A 17,925-nucleotide genomic window follows, 5' to 3' on the forward strand; every position below is an offset into this window, starting at 1 on the left:
AGGGGGAAGGGTACAAAGAACACCTCTCGTGTGGTCCCACAAACCCCCCCCGTCCCATGGTGCCCAGTTTTGGGTTCACCGGACTCCCCCCCCCCCCACCCACGCGGCAGAGGTCGGTGCCGGTCCCGCCGCTGCACCTGCGGCAACCTGGGCTTTCCATGTCCTGAGCGGGCAGCACGAGTGTGCGGGTGCCCCGAGGGCGGCGTCTGCCTCGACGGCAATGACGCGTCTGCTACTGGCCCATCGTCACCAATGCCCTCCCGATCCCGTCCCCGGCTCCAAAGACCTGCAGCTCGGTCAGGAGGGCTGGACTTGGTGGACGGCCCTGGTGGGGTGCCGCCGTTGAACGCCGAATCGCTGGGCAAGCAGGTCGCGGGTGCCGAGTCTGCGCAGGTAGGGCACAGTGGCCAGGATTCTGTCGGCGGTGGTCAGCCTATCCTTGGCCCCTGCCCCGCGAGCGCGGATGCGACTCGCCTCCTCGCTGTTGGAGCCGTCCTTGCTCACGTAACTCGTCCAGATGAAGGGCCAGTTGGTTGATGAGGCCGTCCAATGCCGGTTCGGGCATGCCGGTCAGCTCCGGATCGCGCAGACCCCTTGTGCAGGGTCGCGGCGGCGGGCCATCGGCTGAATGTGGGTGCTGGGCCGCGCTGGCGGTGTCGCGGGGGTGTGGGTGGAGGGTGTAGTTCCAGTCCCGTGGAAGCGGTGGCGGTGCATGGGCAGGGCGTCGATGCCGCGGTCGGTGACTTTGATGCCGGTGCCGTAGGTGCCCTGGGTCGAGTTCGGCGTGGACGGTCAGTCCGGTGCGTGTGGTGGTCGCCGCGATGCTGTTGGCGATGACGTCGTGGCTGGTCAGCGGGCGGCCCGCTCCAGTTCATGGAGATGTGGGAGAAGAGCCGGTGCTCGATCTCGTTCCAATTCGAGGTGCCCGGCGGCATGTGGCAGACCGTGATGTCCAAGCCCGTCTCGGCGGCCAGGGCAGCGAGTTCCTTCTTCCAGGCGCGGGTGCGGTAGCCGCTGGACCCGCCTGCGTCCGCAGTGATCAGCAGACGGGTGGCAGCCGGATAGTCGTGTCGGCCGCGGGCCTGCCACCAGCGGCGGATGGAGGCGACGGCGAACGCGGCGGTGTCGTGATCGGTAGCCACACTGACCCAACCGGTGTTCGCGGCGATGTCATGGATCCCGTACGGGATCGCCTTGCCCGGTCCCTGCCGGTCCAGGAAATCATGCGTCTTGACCAGTACCGGCTCACCGGCCGGCCGCCACTGGCGGCCCGCGTTCTTGTAATCGCCGACGAGTTCCTTCTTCTTCGTGTCCACGCTGATCACCGGCTGGCCGTTGTCGATGTGCTGTCTGGCCTGCTCGTTGATGTAGCGGAACTGGGCGTCACGGTCAGGGTGCTGCCTGCCCTCGATGGTCTTGGCGCCGGCCTGCAGGCGGAAGCCATCCTCACGCAGCAGGTCGCCTACCGTGTCCGCGCTCACCCGGTGCCCCCGGCGGGTGAGCTCGGCCGCGAAGTTCCTGGTCGACTTCACCGTCCAGCGCGGCTCTGGGCGGTCATCGCAGCCGGCCCCGTCGCCCCTGGCCCTCGCCGTCGCCTCCACCCCGGCCACGGTCGCGGCGGCTCCTGCGGCGGAGCCCTCCACCGTGCACACTGCCACAGCCGCCGACCCGGCCGGCTATGCGCAGTTGTTCGTCAGCGCGTGGCAGCGCAGCAGCGCCGATGACGCGACGACTGCGCAGGCGCCGCTTGCGCAGTCGATGGCGCCGGTCGCCGAGCTGCCCGGCCCGGCAGCGGGCGTGCAGTCGTCGCCGCAGTCCGTGACCGCGGTGCGCAGCGCGCAGCGCGGCCACGGCGTGTGGTCGGTGACGGTGGCAGCGCTGTACGCCGACGGACCGGTGCGCCACTACGCGCTCCCGGTGGCCGCCGACCGGGCGGGCTCCTCGTTCATAAATCACCTGAACGGACATCGGCGTTTCCGAGGCTGTCGAATGCCGCATCGCTTAGTTTGATGCCCATGGCGAAAAGTCAGATTTCAGTGAGCGTTCGGCAGCAACTCAAGCGCGCCGCCAAACGCCAGGCAGTCGTTGCGAACATGGCCTTCTCCCGACTGGGAATCCTTGTAGCGCCACGCCATTACTATTCCTCCGCTCCGGACCTGCGCGGTCTGGCGGAAACCCGTGAGCTGTGGCGTACCCCTTCCAGTCTGCCCGGCCTGCACATCGATCTCGATGAACAGATGGCCTGGCTCGAGAAGACATGCAAGCCATTCGTCGATGAGTACCGCGGAAATAGGGTGTTCGAGGAGTCGGGTGCTCTCGGCCCGGGATATGGCTATATCGAGGCGCAGGCCCTGCACGGTATCCTACGCTCGCTGTGCCCCCGCCGATACTTCGAAGTGGGCAGCGGAGTCTCCACGCATATCGCGCTCCAGGCACTCACCCGGAACGCCAAGGACGGTCGTCCGGGGACGGTGACCTGCATCGAGCCGTACCCGCGCGACTGGCTGTCCCGGGACGCCCGCGTTCATCTGCACCGCGTACCGGTCCAGGCCGTCGACCTGGCGACGTTCACCTCCCTGACCGCGGGTGATGTGCTGTTCGTGGACTCGTCCCACGTGGTGAAACCTGGTTCGGACGTGAACTTCCTCGTTCTGGAGGTCTTCCCGCGTCTCGCACCGGGCGTCATCGTCCACGTTCATGACATTTACCTGCCGTACGACTATCAATGTGACCTGTTGGACAACGTGTTGCACTGGGCGGAAACCTCGCTCGTGCGGGCTTTCCTGGCGAACAACAGCCGTGCCCGGATCCTCGCGTGCATGTCCCACCTGCACTATGAAAGGCCCGACGAGATGCGGGCGGTCTTCCCGGACTACCGGCCAGCGCCCCATCGTGACGGTCTCTTGGCCGGGGAGGGGCACTTCCCTGCTTCGCTGTGGTTCGAAGTCTGTTGATGCCCGATTTCTGCTCGATGCGTGCGCCGATGTGGTGGACGTCGGTGTCGGTGTCCACGCACCGGTGCGCGTCGCTGGCCAGTACGCGCGGGCGGCGTGCGATGGCCCAGTCGGCGGGCAGTTCGGCGCGGCGCCGACTGCTGGACCACCCCATCAAGGATCTCCCTTCCCGACGTGCGAGCGATCCGCCGGGCGCAGTGGGGCGCGGAAGAAGTGTGGCGGTTGGGCTATCGGCTGGTAGGCCGCCTCCGGTGCCTCGGTCGCGTTGATGTGCGAGACCTCGGGCTTCTCGGCCTCGGATGAGCACGAACCGGGCATCACGCGACTACACAGGAGCGCTGGCTGCCGGACCAGCGATCGCAGGAGCCACGGCTGCGGTGTCAGTGCGCTGTCGTATCCTTCCGCTGCCGCACACCGACTGGGAGGACCAAGAGAATTGACTGGCCTGTCTGCTTTCCCGCTGCCTTTTCACGCTTCCCGTTCCATATCGTTCGCGACACCCCGAACGCTGCGGGAACTTCAGATGATGCAGTGCAGCGCCCACATTCGGGCGAAGCCGGGGTGGTTCGACAAGAGGAACGACGCCGACATTGTCGCCAGGTGGACACAGGAAGCGATCGCCCAGGGCCTCACCGAAGCGCAGGTTCGTTACGTGCTTGCCGAACTCGCGCACTACGCCGCACTGCGAGACGGACGAACCGGTGTCGAGGTGTCCGCCGTCGACGGGGTGTGGCAGTCGGACACACTGGTCGACAGCGAGCTCAGATCCCGGCTGCGCGAGGCGGTTCGGGTTCTGGAACAGGTGCCCGAAGCGGAACAGGACTGGCATCCCGGATCCGATGGTCAGGTACTGGATCTGGTTCATCCCTCACTGTTCTGCCTGGTGCGCGAGGTGAGCGATGCGCCCGAGCGGGCGTGGCAGAACCCGACGGACCGCTACTCGCGGTACGAATTTTCGGAGAAGTTCCAGTGGCTGCCCACTGACGTCGACGTCAGTGACGACGGCGATGTCGCTTTCCGTTCGTACGTCAACAACGTCCACCCCGATACTCACCGCGAACTAGCCGCCGTCCTACCAGACTTGTTCGCGCGCCTGCGCCCACTGCTGGAGAACGTGCTCACCGATCTGCGCCATCCGCGACCCCTGAGGATCGAGGCCGATCCTTACGGGTGGTACGACTCGGAGCCGGAGTACCCGGACAAAACAACCTACAGTGATGATGGGGCCTACCAAGAAGCCGTCCGTGCTTGGGAAGAGGCCCAGGACGGCTGGTGGGAAAACCGCCGCCCGGTCGTCCCGGATGCCCCGGCCTTCACCCTGCCCGAGCAGCCCGATGACTCCGCCCGAGTCGACCTGCGCGGCCGCCGTCTGCAGGTCATCGTCAAGCTCGCCACGATTCATCTCACCCCGGACAAGCCCGAGTACCTTGGCGGTTCCTGGCATGTCGAGGGAATGATGAACGAGCGGATCGTCTCGACCGGCATCTACTACTGGGACAGCGAGAACATCACCGAAAGCCAGCTGAGCTTCAGGGCGGCACTCGACGACCCGACCTACGAGCAGAACGACGACAACGGTCTGCGTGAGGTCTACGGTCTGGAGGACGAAGACGCACTGAACCAGATGCTGGGATCGGCATCGACCCCAGCGGGCCGCTGCCTGGCGTTCCCGAACATCCTGCAACACCGCGTCGGCTCATTCCGCCTCACGGACCCCACCCGCCCGGGACATCGCAAAATTCTTGCGTTCTTCCTGGTCGACCCGTCGGAAAGGATCGTCTCGACATCCGATGTGCCACCGCAACAGCCATGGTCCCCTGCCTCGACCATGACGCTTGAACAGGCCAAGAGCTACCGCGAACAACTCATGCAGGAACGCAAGTTCTTCGTCGACGAACACAACGAGCAGCTCTACGAACGAGAGTTCTCCCTTTGCGAGCACTGAGGAGCTCCGCGGCCGGCTGCGCTCCCTGATCCGCACCGCCACCGAGCCGGGCATCGGGAGCCGCACCGTCCGGTGCCGCCGGTGGCGTAGGGCGATGGAGTCGCTGGTGTCCGGAGCGGGGAGAGCGCCGGGCGAGCGGAGCGCGAGACAGCGCGGTGCGGTAACGGGTCGGCGATGGGCTACGGCAGCGCCGAGGTCGGATGCCCAGCCCACAGAAGATCGCCGGTCGTCGAAGGACTGGAATCAGGTCAGACCTGGCGCGCTACCAAGCGGGTACTGCGCGGCTGCCCAGTGGGCCTCGCGCAGTGCGGGGCCGGTTCCGTGGAGAAGGCCGTTGATCAGCTGTTCTGACTCTGTCTCGAGGTCGCAGTCCACCCCGAGTGAATGTTCACCCTGTGGTGCAGCCCGGCGGACGGGCGGCGCCTGGTGGCTCTGGGAGTCCCGGCCATGCCGCAACTCTCCGAGCGCGGGCCCTGTGTGGGGTTCACCGACAACGGCTGGCCGAGTCAATCCAGGCAACTCCCCCAGCGGCGGCCACGACGTACCGACGCCTCAAGCACCCCGGGGTCATCGCAGTCTTGATCCTGGTCGGACTTCTGCTGGGCGCGGGCGGTCTCGGAATTCTCCTGGGAGACGACCAGAAGCCCACCACGGGAACGGTGGCGCCCCCCCCAGACCTCCACGGTACAGCCGCCCACCCGCTCACCGAAGCAGCCCGCCCCTGACCAGGGCCACGACGCCACGGCACCGATCCCCAAGCCGTCTGACAACCCGCCGACCACAGGACCGCGATCGACGCCAGCTCATCGACGGCGACACCATCGAGGCGCGTGGGCACGGCCGGTTCCTGCCGAAAGACGACGTGGCCCGCGTACGTCGCTCGCACGTCGAGCGTTGCCCCGTCCCGGTCCACGACCAACCTGTAGTGGTAGGGCGACTCGGGGAGCCGGCACGGGCTTGGCCATGTCGGGGGTCGAACACGTCTGGGATCAGGATCCCGCCTGGTCGCAGCACGTTTCGCGCCAAGGTGAGGACGCGGCCGCGGAATCCACGTCGTGCAGGTGCTGCATCGCGTTGTTTGCCGAGAACACCAGGGCGAGGCGCCTGTGTCGTGGGTGCGCGCGGTGAACTCCTGCTCGTCGAAGTCCGCATCGTCGTATACGGCCAGGCCCTTCAGTGGTTTCATCGTGCCACCGTCGGCGTCGGGCCGAAAGCGTCAGCAAGGCTGGTCAGGATGGAGCCGGACCAGCTGCTCTCCCCGAACACGCTGACCGGCATGGCGAGCACGCCGCACTCGCGCTGCAGCGTCTCCGCTGGGATTTCCACCGGGAAGAAGTAGTTGCCGGGACAAGTCCGGCTCGCCGTGGGAATCGCCCCGAACACTTCGTCCGGCAACCGTTCGAACAGCCGCTCAGCCCGCGCGCCCAGTTCGTCGACGACCTGCCGAGGCACGTCGCTGTGCTCGGTCAGCAGACGGTCCGCGAGCCTCAGCTGTGCCGACGTCGGCGGATCCGACCGGAACGCTTCGGCCAATTCGGCTTGCGCCGGACCCAGCAGGACCACGCCGAACGTGCGGGGCCACAGCCATCCCTTGGTGACCGAATGCAGCAGGACCGCACAACCGGTGTCCAGCAAGCGCCGTGTGCCGGCAGCGAACGGAACTCCCAGGTCGTAGACGCTGTCGATCAGCAGGCGGCGGCGTGGTGATTCCCGCAACCACGAAATCACCGCGGCGCACTCGGCATCGGACAGGTATCTGCCGAGCGGCTTGCTGGGGTTGGCGAGCAGCAGGTATTCGGGCCGGTGGTCCGCCGGCGACCTCGGCAGCGCCGGCGCGGGTAGCGTCGGGTAGGACGCGGGCTCCAGGCCCGCAGCGCGGGCCAGCTCGAAGTAGACCGGATACACGTCGCTGGGCAGCCACAACCGCGCTCGCACGGCGTGCAGCCAGTGGAACACCACACCGAGCCCGTGTCGCACCCCTCGACTGACCATGGCGTGGCCGGACCACTCTTCCGGCAGCTCGAAGCGCCGCAGCCAGGCACGGGCGAGATCGCACCGGTGCACCGTACTCATGTCGGTCGGCGGTTCCGGTCGCCTCGGAGCGAGCGCCCGGTACACGTTGGTCTCGGCGGCGTCCAGAAGCGACGAGCCAGCACTGAGTTGCCGCTGCCGGAATCCCTGGAACTCGTCGAACCTCATGCCGCTGCGCCTTCCGGCACGATCTCGCTGGCCCGGTCTTCCAGGGAGGCGTAGCAGCGTCCGTCGGCCATGACGTTCCAGCTGCGTGCGATCCCGCTGGTGCGTTCCCAGAGCAGGCTGGGCTCGGTGTAGGCGGCGATCCGCATCGGCCGTCCGTCCCAGCTGCCGTGGTAGACCGGCGCGCCCCAGGGCAGGCGGCTCGCCAGTTCGAAGCCGTGCTGCTCGGCGAAGCGGGTGACGATGGACAGCGAAACCTGGTGCTCTCGGCTCCAGACGTTGGCGGCACGGTCGAAGTAGAGCGACTCAGTACTGGTGGATACGTAGAGCTCCTTGAAGCAGACTTCCTCGACACCGAGAGCCGCGGCCCACGAAAGGTAGTCGGCGACCCCGGCCGCGTCGGCGACGCCGCCGTGCTGGAGCACGCAGATCAGCCTCATCCGCAGCCCCGGCCAGCGGTCACGTTCCACGCGCCAGGTGTCGATCACAGAGCTCACCGGCGTGCGCAGCATCATCAGCCGCTCGCTGACGGCGTCGTCCTGATGGTGCCGGGAGACCGCCAGCACGCTCAGGCCCGCGGCGCTCAGGTCCGCGAGGCGGCCGGCCCGGTCAGCGTGCTGGCCCTTCGCCAGAGTGTGCGCGTTGGTGATCAGGACGACCTTCGGGAAGGCCGCCGAGCAGGCGGACACCAGTCGCAACTGCTGTTCGAACGGTATGAGCGTGGGCTCCCCGCCGCCGGTGATCACCGCACGCTCGGCACCCGCCGCGCGGGCGCGCTCCAGCCAGTGGGCGACCGCGTCCCACGGGACACGCGCCGGCGCTTGATCGCTGGAGATCGAAGCCGACGAGAAGCAGAACGCACACCGGGCTTGGCAGGCGGAGGCCACCGGCAGAAGCGAAACCGAGCGTGGTCGTGTGTCGGCGTAGCGTCGCTGCGCCGATCCGTGCAGCTGCAGGGAGGCCGCCATCGCATCCTCGACGGTTGTCGGGCGCAGAGTGAACTCGTCGCCTACTTGGTCGAGCTCGTGGACTGCTGACAACCGGATGCGGCCCTCGTGCAGTTCCATGCCGAGGCCGGTCGACACGTTGGGCACCAGTTTGTCGGGGTCCACCATGGTTTCCAGCACCAGCAGCCGGTCTCCCGGTATGGCCAGACGGTCCAGCAAGCGTCGCGCCTTGCCGATGCCGATTCCCAACTCCGTACGGGTCAGCAGGTGGAACCGGTCGGGATAGGTACTCTCCGGAATCCCCGCCTTACCGTAAGCAAACGCGTACTTGTCGAAGCCCTTCGCGAAGTTCGACAGCACGATGACGTGGAAGCGCTGGTCGCTGTGGTTCATCCCGTCATCATGCATGAACGGGCCCCAGACGACATGGGCCGAACTGCCGGTGGAGCGCGTGGTGATGCGGCGGCTCTGAGGATCACCACCGCCTGGAGGGCCGACTCGGCCGGGGCCGCGCGGTGCGGTTGCCCTTGCTGCTGTTGCACACGGTGCGTGAGCCAGGCGTTGGCCGGGGCAAGCAGGTTGCCTCCACGGCCGAGGGGATCTCGTGGCCGAGGTGAAGGACAGCGGATGGCGGGCGTCGAGGTTGTAGCCGTTGTTGTGGCCACAGAGTCAGCAGGGCAGGCGTTGAGAGCGGAGCCAGGTGCAGAGCCTGCGGAGGGGGCGCCCGTTGCGGGGATTGCCGGTCATGGGTGCCACCTCGGTCAGGGTGCGGTGGTGGCGATGCTGGAACCGTAGTCGTCGACGGCGTCCTCCAGGTCGTCGAGCGACTCCTCGCAGTCGTCGAAGGCGGTGCTCGCCGATGACCCGTAGGAGTAGGTGCGGACGTCCGTATCGCTGATGCCGGCGCACTCGTCGGGGGTGCCGCGCTTCTCGTAGCTGGGGAGGGTCCTGGGTTCGCCGGCTTCCAGCGGGGCAACCGCATCGGGCGCGTTCGCGAGCCTGCGCCGGGGATGCTGCGTACCAATGAGATCTTCCACGGCGGTAGCGTGCCAGAGACCAGGTCACGACCTGTCTGGGAGCCCACCAAAGGAAACAAGGCCTTTTAGGCACTGTCCAGCGGATCACGCTCCGGGGGCGAGGGGCCGGAGGTCGTAGAGGTAGGAGCGGTCGTCTTTGAAGCTGCGCCAGACGGTGACCGGGGGTTCGGGTCCGTCGGTGTCGGCGCCGGTGTTGAAGGGATGGGCTGTGACGAGGCCGTCAGCGATCTCGCAGTGCCAACCGTCGGTCGGCGACCAGACACACCACACCTTCCCGTCCGCTCGGCGGTAGGCGGGGCGGCCATTGCGCTCGCCGTCACGATGGAAGTGGTAGCTGAGCCCGTCGATGTGGCGCACGAAGGTAAATGATGAAAGTGCCGTCATGCCTTCCGCACTGTAGGGGACGACGTTCCTGGCGGCTAAGGAGTTCTGGGCGTGACCAGTGCAGGCCACACCTCACAGGCAGAGAGAGCCAGAGCCGGATCGCGGCGACGGTGACTGCGCCATGGAAGACGTAGGCCCTCTTGATGCCCCTATGGATGTCAAGCGGCCAATTCCTGGTCCTGGGGCATGGCGTGGGCTCGGATGATGATCGTGCAGAGCTCTCGGGCGACGTAGCGTTTGGCAGCGGATGGCTTAGCGGCGGGTCTTGCCTTCGGCAATGCGTCGCTCGACGTAGCTGCGGCTGCGGGATTCCCAGCGCAGTCTGGCCAGGACGATGGTGTAGAGGGCCGAGTTGGCCTGCCGGTCACCGCCTCGGTTCAGCCTTCTGCGCCGTGTCTTGCCCGAAAAGGCTTCGACCGGGCTCACGCCGCAGAGCGAGGCGAACGAAGCCTCGCTGCAGAGCCGTTCCGGGTTGTCGCCAGTGGCGATGAGGAGGGTTGCCGCGGTGTCCGGACCCACTCCCTAGCACTCGAGCAGTTGGGGTGTGTGCTGGCTGATCACATCGGTGATCTGCTGTTGCAGGGCCACGATCTAGTCGTCGAGCTCCTCGACGTGGCGGGCCAGGAGCCTCAGCGTGAAGACAGCCGCTGCTGTGGCCGTGCCTTCCGCAGCCTTCGGTAGTGCGATGCAGGCTCGGACGAGTCTGGGAAGGGTCAGTCCATCCAGAAGCTCTCGTAAGTCTGGGCTTGCCGTCACGAGGACGGCTCGGAGTTGGTTGATGGCCTGGGTGCGGGCTTTGACTGCCGAGACCTTGGCCATCCTGAAGAGTCGGAGTGCTTCGGCCGGGCCGTCCCCGAGCTTCGCCGTTGCGGTGGCCCTGCCGGACAGCACAGCGTGAGCTGCTGCTTCGGCATCGACGGTGTCGGTCTTGCCCCGCCTGCGCCGGGTGGCCTTGTCCGGCTGGTTCACCTCGATGGACGGGCTGATCGACGACCTTTACTACCTGGAGGGTGCGCCGCCGTACGCCCGGCTGACGCTGCCGCCGATGCCGTCGGCGCTGCTCATCATCAACCTCGGGGCGCCGTTCCGTATCCGCGCCGGCACCGACATCGAGACGGCCGAGTACGCCGACGGCTGCGTGGTCACCATGCCCGCCCGCGCGTTGGAGTTCGGCTACCCACTCCGGACCCGGTCCGTCGGCGTGCACTTCAAGCCGTGGGGGCTGGCGCCGTTCCTGCCGATGCCCGCGGCCGTGCTGTATGACCGGCCGGTGACGGTAGAGCAGGTTTGGGGCCGGCCCGCCATTGCTGAGCTGCGAGACCGGCTGGCCACGTCGGACGGATCGCACGAGATGCTGACGCTGCTCGAGGAGGAGCTCATGCGACGGCTGTGCGAGACCGCCGGCCTGGGACTGGTCCGCCATACGAGCAGTGTCGTCGCGGCGACCAGTGGGGCGGTGGCGATCGGCGACCTGAGCGTGGCACCCGGTGTCAGCAGCACTCATCTGGCACAGCGGTTCAAGGAGCTCATCGGCGTCACGCCGAAGCGGCTGGCCCGCACCTACCGCTTCGCTGCCACCATGTTCGCGATCAACCCTGCCGGACCGATCGACTGGGGCGACCCCGCCGGTGGCGCAGGCTACTTCGACCAGGCCCACTTCGGCCACGAGTTCCGGGCGTTCACCGGGCTCACGCCGACCCGGTACGTCGAAGTCCGGCGGCGGTTCCTGCGCGAACATCCCGGCCACGCGCTGGACGGCTGGCCGCTGCCGACCGATTGACTTCCTACAAGAGCGACAGCTCACGACACGCTAATTTGGGGGCACCCCAAAGCAAAGGAGAGCCCCGTGGGCAAGGTGGTCATGTACAGCTCAGTGTCGGTGGACGGCTTCATCGCGGACGAGAATGATCAGCCCGGACCGCTGTTCGACTGGTTGTCCAGCGGTGACGTCCCGTTGGACGAGAGCGGAGCGCTCAAGGTGTCGCAGCCGTCCTACGACTACACCCGGGCGTACTGGGACCAGGTCGGGGTGACAATCGCCGGCCGCCACGTCTTCGACATGACGGACGGCTGGGACGGGAAGCCTCCGAGCGGGATCGACCACGTGGTCGTCGTGACACACCGGCCGAAGCCCGAGGGCTGGGACCCCGAGGCGCCGTTTCACTTCGTCGACGGCGTCGAGGCAGCCGTGGCCAAGGCGCAGGAGCTTGCGGGTGACCGCTTGGTCGAGGTCGCCGCTGGCGACGTCGGTGGCCAGGTGCTTGCCGCGGGTCTGGTCGACGAGGTGCGCATGGACGTCGTACCCGTCGTGTTCGGGTCCGGCAGGCGTTACTTCGGGTCGGTCCACGCGCAGCACCTGTTGGAGGATCCTGACGTGGTGATTCAGGGCAACCGGGTGCTTCACCTGCGTTATCGGGTGCGCCGTTGGCCGATCTGAGCGGGTATGCGAAGAGGTCCACTGCGAACGGTGACACAAGATCGGGCCTCCGGCTGCGTTTGCGCATCGCTGTCCCTGGTCGGGCAGCCGACGCCGATCCGCCCAGCACCTCACCTGCGGCAAGTTCAACTCAAGATCACTGGTTGCCGGTTTCCGTCGTATCTCTGGCCGCCCCCAGGAAGAGCGGCGCTTCACCAATGCAGGGTGTAGTCGGGGTCTGAATCCGCCTGTCTCGGGTAGGGATCGGGCGATGTAGTTGGTGAGGTTGCGGAAGCCGAGGGCGGAGCCGCGCAGGTGCTCCAGGCGGCCGTTGATCGCTTCGGTCGGACCGTTACTGGTGCCGGGCCGGTCGAAGTAGGCCAGTACGTCAGCGGCTCGCTTGCTCAGGGTGCGGCCGAGCTTGGCGATCTCGACCAGCGGCCTGGGGACGCCGGCGCTGGGCGACTCGATCAGCTTGACCATCAGCTCGCGGCCCGCGGCTGGGCCGGGGTGCCGGTAGGCGGCGATCATCCGCTGGTAGATGCCCCAGATGGCCTCGACCTCGACGTGCTCATCGATGGCGAACAGGGCCGTGAGTCGGGCGGCCTGCTTGTCGGTGAGCAGGTCCAGCACCCGTCGGCCCTCGGCCAGGACCGCGTCGTTGGCGGTGTTCCACGCGACGCCAAGCCCTTGGGCGACGCGAGCGATGCTCAAGTGCTGACACACGATCGCCTCCAGCGCCCAGGCCAGTCCACGACGCGACAGCCTGGCCCGCGGCTCGGCCGCGCGGCTGGTGTCCTGGCTCCACACATGCCCACACCCGGTGCACCACCGGTACCGGCGGATCGTCACCAGCAGGGTGGTCGGTCGCCGGCCCAGCGGCTCGTGCGCCATTTCCCGCGTGACGGTGTCCCGGGGTCTTCCTGCACACCCGCAGCGTCGGCACCAGCCCTCGGTGCCGTCATCGGCCTCCAGGACCCGGCACGCCAGGACCGCGCGATCGGGCTCCAGACGCCGGCCGACCACGACTAGGCCGAGCTCATCCAGGCGGCAGAACGTGGTCAGGTCAGGGCAGCCGAAGGAAGCGTCAGGCACATCGAGGTCTTCCAGATGGGCGGCGTAGGAACCTCCATCCTCGGAAGACCTCGACACCCACCCGGGACCGACGCGCCAGCCACCATCCGACCAGCGACTACACCCTCAACTGTGAAGAGTCGAATTCGCCTGGGCGTCAGTCCTTCTCCTGCTCGGACTCAGGAGCGCAGCGCTGAGCCGGGCGGGGGCGAAGGGGTCGCCCGAGGTGATCACGTACGGCGATCTGGCCGTGAGTGACCGCTTCCTGCCGGTGGTCTCCAGCGGTTCGCCCTTGTGACCGCTGTCGGCCAGCAGGGCCGCGAAGACCGAGGCGCCGTCCGTGCGGGTACACGCCATGGCGGGCTCGGGCCCTGACTGCGTCTCGCGGACGAGTCGGTTTCCCGTGGTCTACCTGCTCGCCCCCATGGTGGGGTCCGCAGTCGCCGCCACCGTCCTGAACAGGGCGCACAGACGTCACGCCACGCTCACCCACCGGCTCTGCGGCACTAACACCGACGGCTCCCCTCTGTGCGGGTAGGGGTGGTAGGTCGCGTCGTGCCAACCGTGCAGGTCGGCATCCGGCGGCTTCGGTGGCCTGGGACACGAGGTGCGGTGTCGGCTGCTCTCGCCCCGCCTGCTTCGGAGGAGGAGTATGGGTGATGAGGAACCCGAAAAGGGAGGCCCTCCATGAAAACCGGAGCCTCGGATTACGACACCTCGCTGTACTCTCACACTCCCTCCCAAGCCGAGGGCGAGCGCGACGAGCCGGACGAGCTTGCGGCCATGGAGCAGCACCCGGACGTCCCCAGGACCGAGCCGTCCCAGGCGGAGGGCGAGCGGGTGGACGACATCAGGACCGCATGACCACAGTGAGCCGGACCGGGCGATACCGGGTCCGGCTCTTTGCCGCTCGGCCCCGGGCGTCCGCCCGGAAGGAGTTCGCGGCGCAGTGTCCGCCGGAGCGGAGCAGCTCCCGTTCGGCAGCGGTGCGCTCGATCACGCGAGGGCGCCGAGGAACATGGCCAGGACGGACAGGATCCGCCTGCCTGGCCGGGGTGCCGCCCCGCCGGCCGGGGTGGAGTCCGCGGCCAGTCCGGTCAGGGAGAGGGTCAGCACGGTCGTGGTCAGGTTGGGGACACCGAGTCGGCGGGCGACAGCGTTCTGCAGTCCCCATGGCGAGGCCAAGCACGATCAGGGTGTACTGGACCGCGGTGGTCACCTTGTCGTGCGAGGCCGCTGCCGTGATGGCGGCTGCGGCAACGAGCACGGCCTGCAGTCCCGGGACGAGGGTCAGCAGCCGCCCGTGGTGTGCCGGTCTCCCCTGGGCGGGGCCAGCGTGCGGGCCGCGTCAGTCAGTAGCTTGTCCATGCGGAGTTCTCCGTCCGGAAGCGGGCGGGCGGCGCAGTACCACTCGGGAGCAGCCCGTTGGCCGGGCCGATCACGACGGCCGCGACGGAGACCCACGGCGGCCAAGGAGTCAGCCCGAGGACCTGGTCGGCCGACCAGCGGCCGGGGCCGGTCAGCGCCTGGGAGCATCTGTTCCGTTTGAGACTCGGTGGGACGACGCCGGCAGGCCGAAACCCGGTTGACCTGTGGTGAATGATGAGATCGTGATCTCCAAGGAACGCGCCGTCGAGCTCATCGAGTCCTTCCTGGCCAGAGAGCTGCCGACGTGGCCATGGAGCGGGCCTGCCCCCACGCCGGACATCTACCACGTGCAGGAACGCGCGGTCGGCTGGCTCGTCTTCTGGCGCTCGGCGGAGCAGGCCCGCGCCCCTGACGTGCGCGGCAGCTCTGTCGGCGGCCACTACCTGGTGGACCGGCACGACGGGAGCATCCACTACGTGCCCGCCGTCTGGTGGGAGGAGGAGGGCTGGGAGGAGCAGTACCTCCTGCAGACCAGGGGCATCAGGCGGCCTGATCCACTGGCCTCCGCTGTTCGCGCGCTCGTCCACTCCGTCGGCGTCGTGGCCGCGATGAGCCACTTGCGCAAGCAGGCCCCGCGGCTGAGCTTGCAGGAAGCAAAGGCCTACGTCGCGACCGTTCGGGACGGCGCCGAACCACCGGAAGAGCTGGCAAGCCTTACCCGGAAGGAGCCGAAGTGGCCGCCACTGCCCATCGAAACGCTGGCTGGTCCAGTCCAGTAGGGGTCTGGCTGAGGGGGCGTGGCCCTGACCGTGTTGCTGGGCCACGTCGGGACGGATGCAAACCGCGTCATAACTGACCTGCCGTTGCGCGTCGACCAACAGCGCGTCCTCTGAGGCGCGACCATGATCCGCGCATACCTACAGGATGAGGCGGACACTCGCTTCGCTGCCGACGCCAACAGCATCGAGGGTGTCGTCTACGACGAACCCAGCGCCCAGCAGCGCAAGGCCACTTTTACTGGCAGACCAGTTGGGGGTACGTCTGTCGGTCGGCCGCACCGGACAGTGCTGGGACAAGGCACTCGCCGAGTCGTTCTTCGCCACCATCAAGAGGGAACTGCTCGGCGCCATCTCCTGGCCCAGCCGGGCCGCCGCCCGCACCGCGATCTTCGATTTCATCGAGGGCTGGTACAACTTGCACCGTCTGCACAGCAGCCTCGGCTATCGAAGTCCCGCCGAATACGAGACCGCACTCGCCGCCTGACCACCACACCGCTGGTATCCGTCAAAGCGGAACAAGCTCAACGCACTGCTGCGGTTCCCGCGGAAAGGGCAAGGTAGACCGGCTTGGTCCTCGATCCTCGGAGGTGTCGCCGGACCTGTCGCCGGACCGTTCACCTCGCCTGCGGCGCATCTCCGTGGTGCGATGGAACGTGGGTAGAAAGGAGAGAGTGATGGTCCCACCAGCAGCGGAGCGCAAGAGTGGCGCGGCCCCGGTATCAGTCCGCCCGCTGGATGAGGCGGGCCTGGATCGGGCCGATGAGATCTGCAGGGTCGCCTTCGGGACCTTCCTGGGGGCACCTGATCCGTTCGGGACCGTCGACTACGTCCGCACCCGCTGGGCGGCCGATCCACAGGCGGCGTTCGCGGCGACGGTCGAAGGCGAAGTAGTTGGATCGAACTTCGCCGCCAACTGGGGCAGTGTCGGGTTTTTCGGACCGCTGACCGTACGTCCGGATCTGTGGGACCAGGGCATCGGCAGGCGTCTGATGGAGCCGGTCATCGACTGCTTCGACGCCTGGGGGAATCGCCACCTCGGCCTCTTCACCTTCGCGCACAGTCCCAAGCATCTTGAGCTCTACCGCCGATACGGTTTCTGGCCCCGATTCCTCACAGCCATCATGAAGAAGCAGGTCACAGACGGTGCCGCAGTCCCCGGCCGGGTGCTCTATGGCGAACTGCCCGCCGCCGAGCAGCCCAACGCCCTAAGCCTCTGTCGCGCACTGACCGGAGCCGTGTACGAGGGCCTGAGCCTGGACCGCGAGATCGTGGCCACGCACGCGCAGGGACTCGGTGACACCATCCTGCTCCAGGGCGCCGGCTCCGAGCTCGACGGCCTGGCCGTCTGCCACTGCGGAGCCGGGTCGGAGGCCGGCGAGGACGTGTGCTTCGTCAAATTCGGCGCCGTACGTCCTGGTCCCGAGGCCGCCGACCGGTTCGAGCGACTGCTCGACGCATGCGAGCGGCTGGCCACCGAGCGCGGGCTGGGGCAACTGGACGCTGGCATGAACCTGAGTCGCCCAGATGCCTACCGGCGCATGATCGATCGCGGTTTCCGCACCTGGTTGCAGGGCGTGACCATGCACAGGCCCAACGAAGCCGGGTACAGCCACCCCGACGCGTATGTGATCGACGACTGGCGTTGACCACCACCGCGCTCGGCCCGCCAGGAAGACCCGGTGCTGTCAGAACCCGAGAACCCGTGAATATTCCGAGCCAGTTCCGACGGCAAGACACCTCCTGGACCACTGTCGAAGTGCTGTCCGTTCCCGCGTTCCCGCGGACAAAGCGAGTGGATCGTGGCCGCAGGAAGTCGACGAACTTGCCCGGCATGACGAGGGTGACCGGCAACTCGGAGGCCGGGCGTCCTCGTGGCCGGTGGCGGTGTGCTCGGGCATGAGGTCGGCGACGGCCGTGCGGATGGCGCCCCGGCTGACGCCGTGCGCGCGGGCCAGGGCAGTGATGATCCGGGTGCTCAGGTACGTGGAAACCCCTTAGTCGAAGCGTTTTCCGCAGGTCGGCCCCGACACCCGGGCTTTCCGGGACCCGGGGAAGTGGGGTGTCTCTTTAGAAGACTGTGGTTGTTGGAAGACGAGAGAAGACATGAAGCGCCTCGCGGCGCGTGCGCCGCGAGTGACGCCAGGGCTAGTAGTGCTTGGTCAGGCAACGTTCGCCCTGGTGACGATCCAGCGTAGGCGCTCGTCGGCGGCGTGAATTACAGACGTATCAGCCCAGGTGTCGGGCGAAGAACCGCAGCGAGTCGTCCATCTCGAACTGCGGCAGATCTCCGTGCTTGCTGGGGTTGGCGTGCGTGTCTTCTCGGCTGAACCGATGGCATCGAACAACGCCAGGCTCTGTGCACGGGGCATCCGCTCATCGTCCCACTGGACCAGAAATTGCACCGGCACGGTCATCTGCGCGGCGGTCCCAGCCAGCGCGGGCGACCCTTGCAGGCCCAGCACCCCGGCGCGGACTCGAAGTTCTGCGGCGACGGTCGAATTCCTCGTCCGTCGGCCGCTCGCCGTGGTTGGGCACGTCGATCGCGGCGACCGCGAACCCGCCCTCGGCGGCGAAGCGATGCGCGCGGGCAAGGATGTCGGGGGCCTTCTTGTGGGCCCGCCGCCGTGTCCCATCAGGATCAGGGGGCGGGTGCCGTGGGCGTCTTCCGGCGTCCACAGCACGCCGGGGATCTCGTCGAGGGCGAAGAGCTGTTCGGTCACGTCGCCCAACGACGTCTTGGAGATGAAGCGCATGGCGTTTCAAGCCTTTCGGGACATCACTTCTTTGAACACGTTCTCGATCCTGGTTGAGGGCCAGGTCGGGAC

At 67.5% G+C, this 17,925-nt stretch carries 14 protein-coding genes and 5 pseudogenes; 9 read left to right on the forward strand and 10 right to left on the reverse strand.

Annotated features, from left to right (window positions below):
• Positions 1 to 433: 433 nt before the first annotated feature.
• Together ACZ6D7_RS39935 and ACZ6D7_RS39940 are read right to left on the reverse strand one after the other, a co-directional pair.
• Positions 434 to 853: a hypothetical protein gene (locus ACZ6D7_RS39935; RefSeq protein WP_469501864.1), complete on the reverse strand. Its 420-nt coding sequence runs from the start codon at positions 851 to 853 to the stop codon at positions 434 to 436.
• Between the two features lie 58 nt (positions 854 to 911).
• Positions 912 to 1,532: pseudogene (locus ACZ6D7_RS39940) on the reverse strand (ISAzo13 family transposase); the annotation flags it as partial.
• Between ACZ6D7_RS39940 and ACZ6D7_RS39945 the strand changes: the two are divergent.
• The 3 genes from ACZ6D7_RS39945 (at position 1,468) to ACZ6D7_RS39955 (ending at position 4,899) form a co-directional block, all read left to right on the forward strand.
• Entirely contained in the window at positions 1,468 to 2,010 is a 543-nt protein-coding gene (locus ACZ6D7_RS39945) for a hypothetical protein (RefSeq protein ID WP_469501876.1), read from the forward strand. The pseudogene ACZ6D7_RS39940 and the gene ACZ6D7_RS39945 sit on opposite strands and share 65 nt — an antisense overlap.
• A gap of 5 nt (positions 2,011 to 2,015) precedes the next feature.
• Complete coding sequence (locus tag ACZ6D7_RS39950; RefSeq protein ID WP_469501731.1) at positions 2,016 to 2,954, forward strand: class I SAM-dependent methyltransferase; 939 nt, start codon at positions 2,016 to 2,018, stop codon at positions 2,952 to 2,954.
• A gap of 436 nt (positions 2,955 to 3,390) precedes the next feature.
• Positions 3,391 to 4,899, forward strand: coding sequence for a DUF4246 domain-containing protein (locus ACZ6D7_RS39955; protein ID WP_469501734.1), 1,509 nt, complete (start codon positions 3,391 to 3,393; stop codon positions 4,897 to 4,899).
• Positions 4,900 to 6,081: 1,182 nt separating this feature from the next.
• Here the strand turns inward: ACZ6D7_RS39955 and ACZ6D7_RS39960 are convergent.
• The 5 genes and pseudogenes from ACZ6D7_RS39960 to ACZ6D7_RS39980 form a co-directional block, all read right to left on the reverse strand.
• Positions 6,082 to 7,098 carry an aminotransferase class I/II-fold pyridoxal phosphate-dependent enzyme gene (locus tag ACZ6D7_RS39960; RefSeq protein ID WP_469501737.1) on the reverse strand — a complete coding sequence of 339 codons (1,017 nt, stop codon included), beginning with the start codon at positions 7,096 to 7,098 and terminating at the stop codon, positions 6,082 to 6,084.
• Positions 7,095 to 8,435, reverse strand: a complete 1,341-nt coding sequence (locus ACZ6D7_RS39965) for a radical SAM protein (RefSeq protein ID WP_469501740.1) — start codon at positions 8,433 to 8,435, stop codon at positions 7,095 to 7,097. Before ACZ6D7_RS39965 ends, ACZ6D7_RS39960 begins: the two co-directional genes overlap by 4 nt.
• Positions 8,436 to 8,803: 368 nt before the next feature.
• Positions 8,804 to 9,079, reverse strand: a complete 276-nt coding sequence (locus ACZ6D7_RS39970; protein ID WP_469501742.1) for a hypothetical protein — start codon at positions 9,077 to 9,079, stop codon at positions 8,804 to 8,806.
• 84 nt (positions 9,080 to 9,163) lie between these two features.
• Positions 9,164 to 9,463 (reverse strand): hypothetical protein, encoded by a 300-nt coding sequence (locus tag ACZ6D7_RS39975; RefSeq protein WP_469501746.1) that lies wholly within the window; start codon positions 9,461 to 9,463, stop codon positions 9,164 to 9,166.
• A gap of 158 nt (positions 9,464 to 9,621) precedes the next feature.
• Positions 9,622 to 10,435 (reverse strand): annotated as a pseudogene (locus ACZ6D7_RS39980) (transposase); the annotation flags it as partial.
• A 1-nt stretch (position 10,436) separates the two neighbouring features.
• On the opposite strand from ACZ6D7_RS39980, the gene ACZ6D7_RS39985 reads away from it, so the two are divergent.
• Both ACZ6D7_RS39985 and ACZ6D7_RS39990 read left to right on the forward strand, forming a co-directional pair.
• Positions 10,437 to 11,243: a helix-turn-helix domain-containing protein gene (locus ACZ6D7_RS39985; RefSeq protein ID WP_469501749.1), complete on the forward strand. Its 807-nt coding sequence runs from the start codon at positions 10,437 to 10,439 to the stop codon at positions 11,241 to 11,243.
• A gap of 66 nt (positions 11,244 to 11,309) precedes the next feature.
• Positions 11,310 to 11,900 carry a dihydrofolate reductase family protein gene (locus ACZ6D7_RS39990; protein ID WP_469501752.1) on the forward strand — a complete coding sequence of 197 codons (591 nt, stop codon included), beginning with the start codon at positions 11,310 to 11,312 and terminating at the stop codon, positions 11,898 to 11,900.
• A gap of 195 nt (positions 11,901 to 12,095) precedes the next feature.
• Here the strand turns inward: ACZ6D7_RS39990 and ACZ6D7_RS39995 are convergent.
• Positions 12,096 to 12,974, reverse strand: a pseudogene (locus tag ACZ6D7_RS39995) (transposase); the annotation flags it as partial.
• A gap of 666 nt (positions 12,975 to 13,640) precedes the next feature.
• Here ACZ6D7_RS39995 and ACZ6D7_RS40000 point away from each other — a divergent pair.
• Positions 13,641 to 13,817: a hypothetical protein gene (locus tag ACZ6D7_RS40000; protein WP_469501755.1), complete on the forward strand. Its 177-nt coding sequence runs from the start codon at positions 13,641 to 13,643 to the stop codon at positions 13,815 to 13,817.
• A gap of 132 nt (positions 13,818 to 13,949) precedes the next feature.
• On the opposite strand, the gene ACZ6D7_RS40005 is transcribed toward ACZ6D7_RS40000, so the two are convergent.
• The gene (locus ACZ6D7_RS40005) at positions 13,950 to 14,138 is read right to left on the reverse strand and encodes a DUF1275 family protein (protein ID WP_469501758.1); all 189 of its coding nucleotides are present in this window, start codon (positions 14,136 to 14,138) and stop codon (positions 13,950 to 13,952) included.
• A gap of 425 nt (positions 14,139 to 14,563) precedes the next feature.
• On the opposite strand from ACZ6D7_RS40005, the gene ACZ6D7_RS40010 reads away from it, so the two are divergent.
• From ACZ6D7_RS40010 to ACZ6D7_RS40020, 3 genes and pseudogenes are all read left to right on the forward strand, one after another.
• The gene (locus ACZ6D7_RS40010) at positions 14,564 to 15,100 is read left to right on the forward strand and encodes a YrhB domain-containing protein (protein WP_469501761.1); all 537 of its coding nucleotides are present in this window, start codon (positions 14,564 to 14,566) and stop codon (positions 15,098 to 15,100) included.
• A gap of 280 nt (positions 15,101 to 15,380) precedes the next feature.
• Positions 15,381 to 15,584: pseudogene (locus tag ACZ6D7_RS40015) on the forward strand (integrase core domain-containing protein); the annotation flags it as partial.
• Positions 15,585 to 15,774: 190 nt separating this feature from the next.
• A complete protein-coding gene (locus ACZ6D7_RS40020) occupies positions 15,775 to 16,746 on the forward strand; it encodes a GNAT family N-acetyltransferase (protein ID WP_469501764.1) in 972 nt (323 codons plus the stop codon).
• A 580-nt stretch (positions 16,747 to 17,326) separates the two neighbouring features.
• Here the strand turns inward: ACZ6D7_RS40020 and ACZ6D7_RS40025 are convergent.
• Positions 17,327 to 17,853 (reverse strand): annotated as a pseudogene (locus ACZ6D7_RS40025) (alpha/beta hydrolase family protein).
• Positions 17,854 to 17,925: the final 72 nt, after the last annotated feature.

The organism is Streptomyces sp. NPDC041784, from assembly GCF_055591025.1.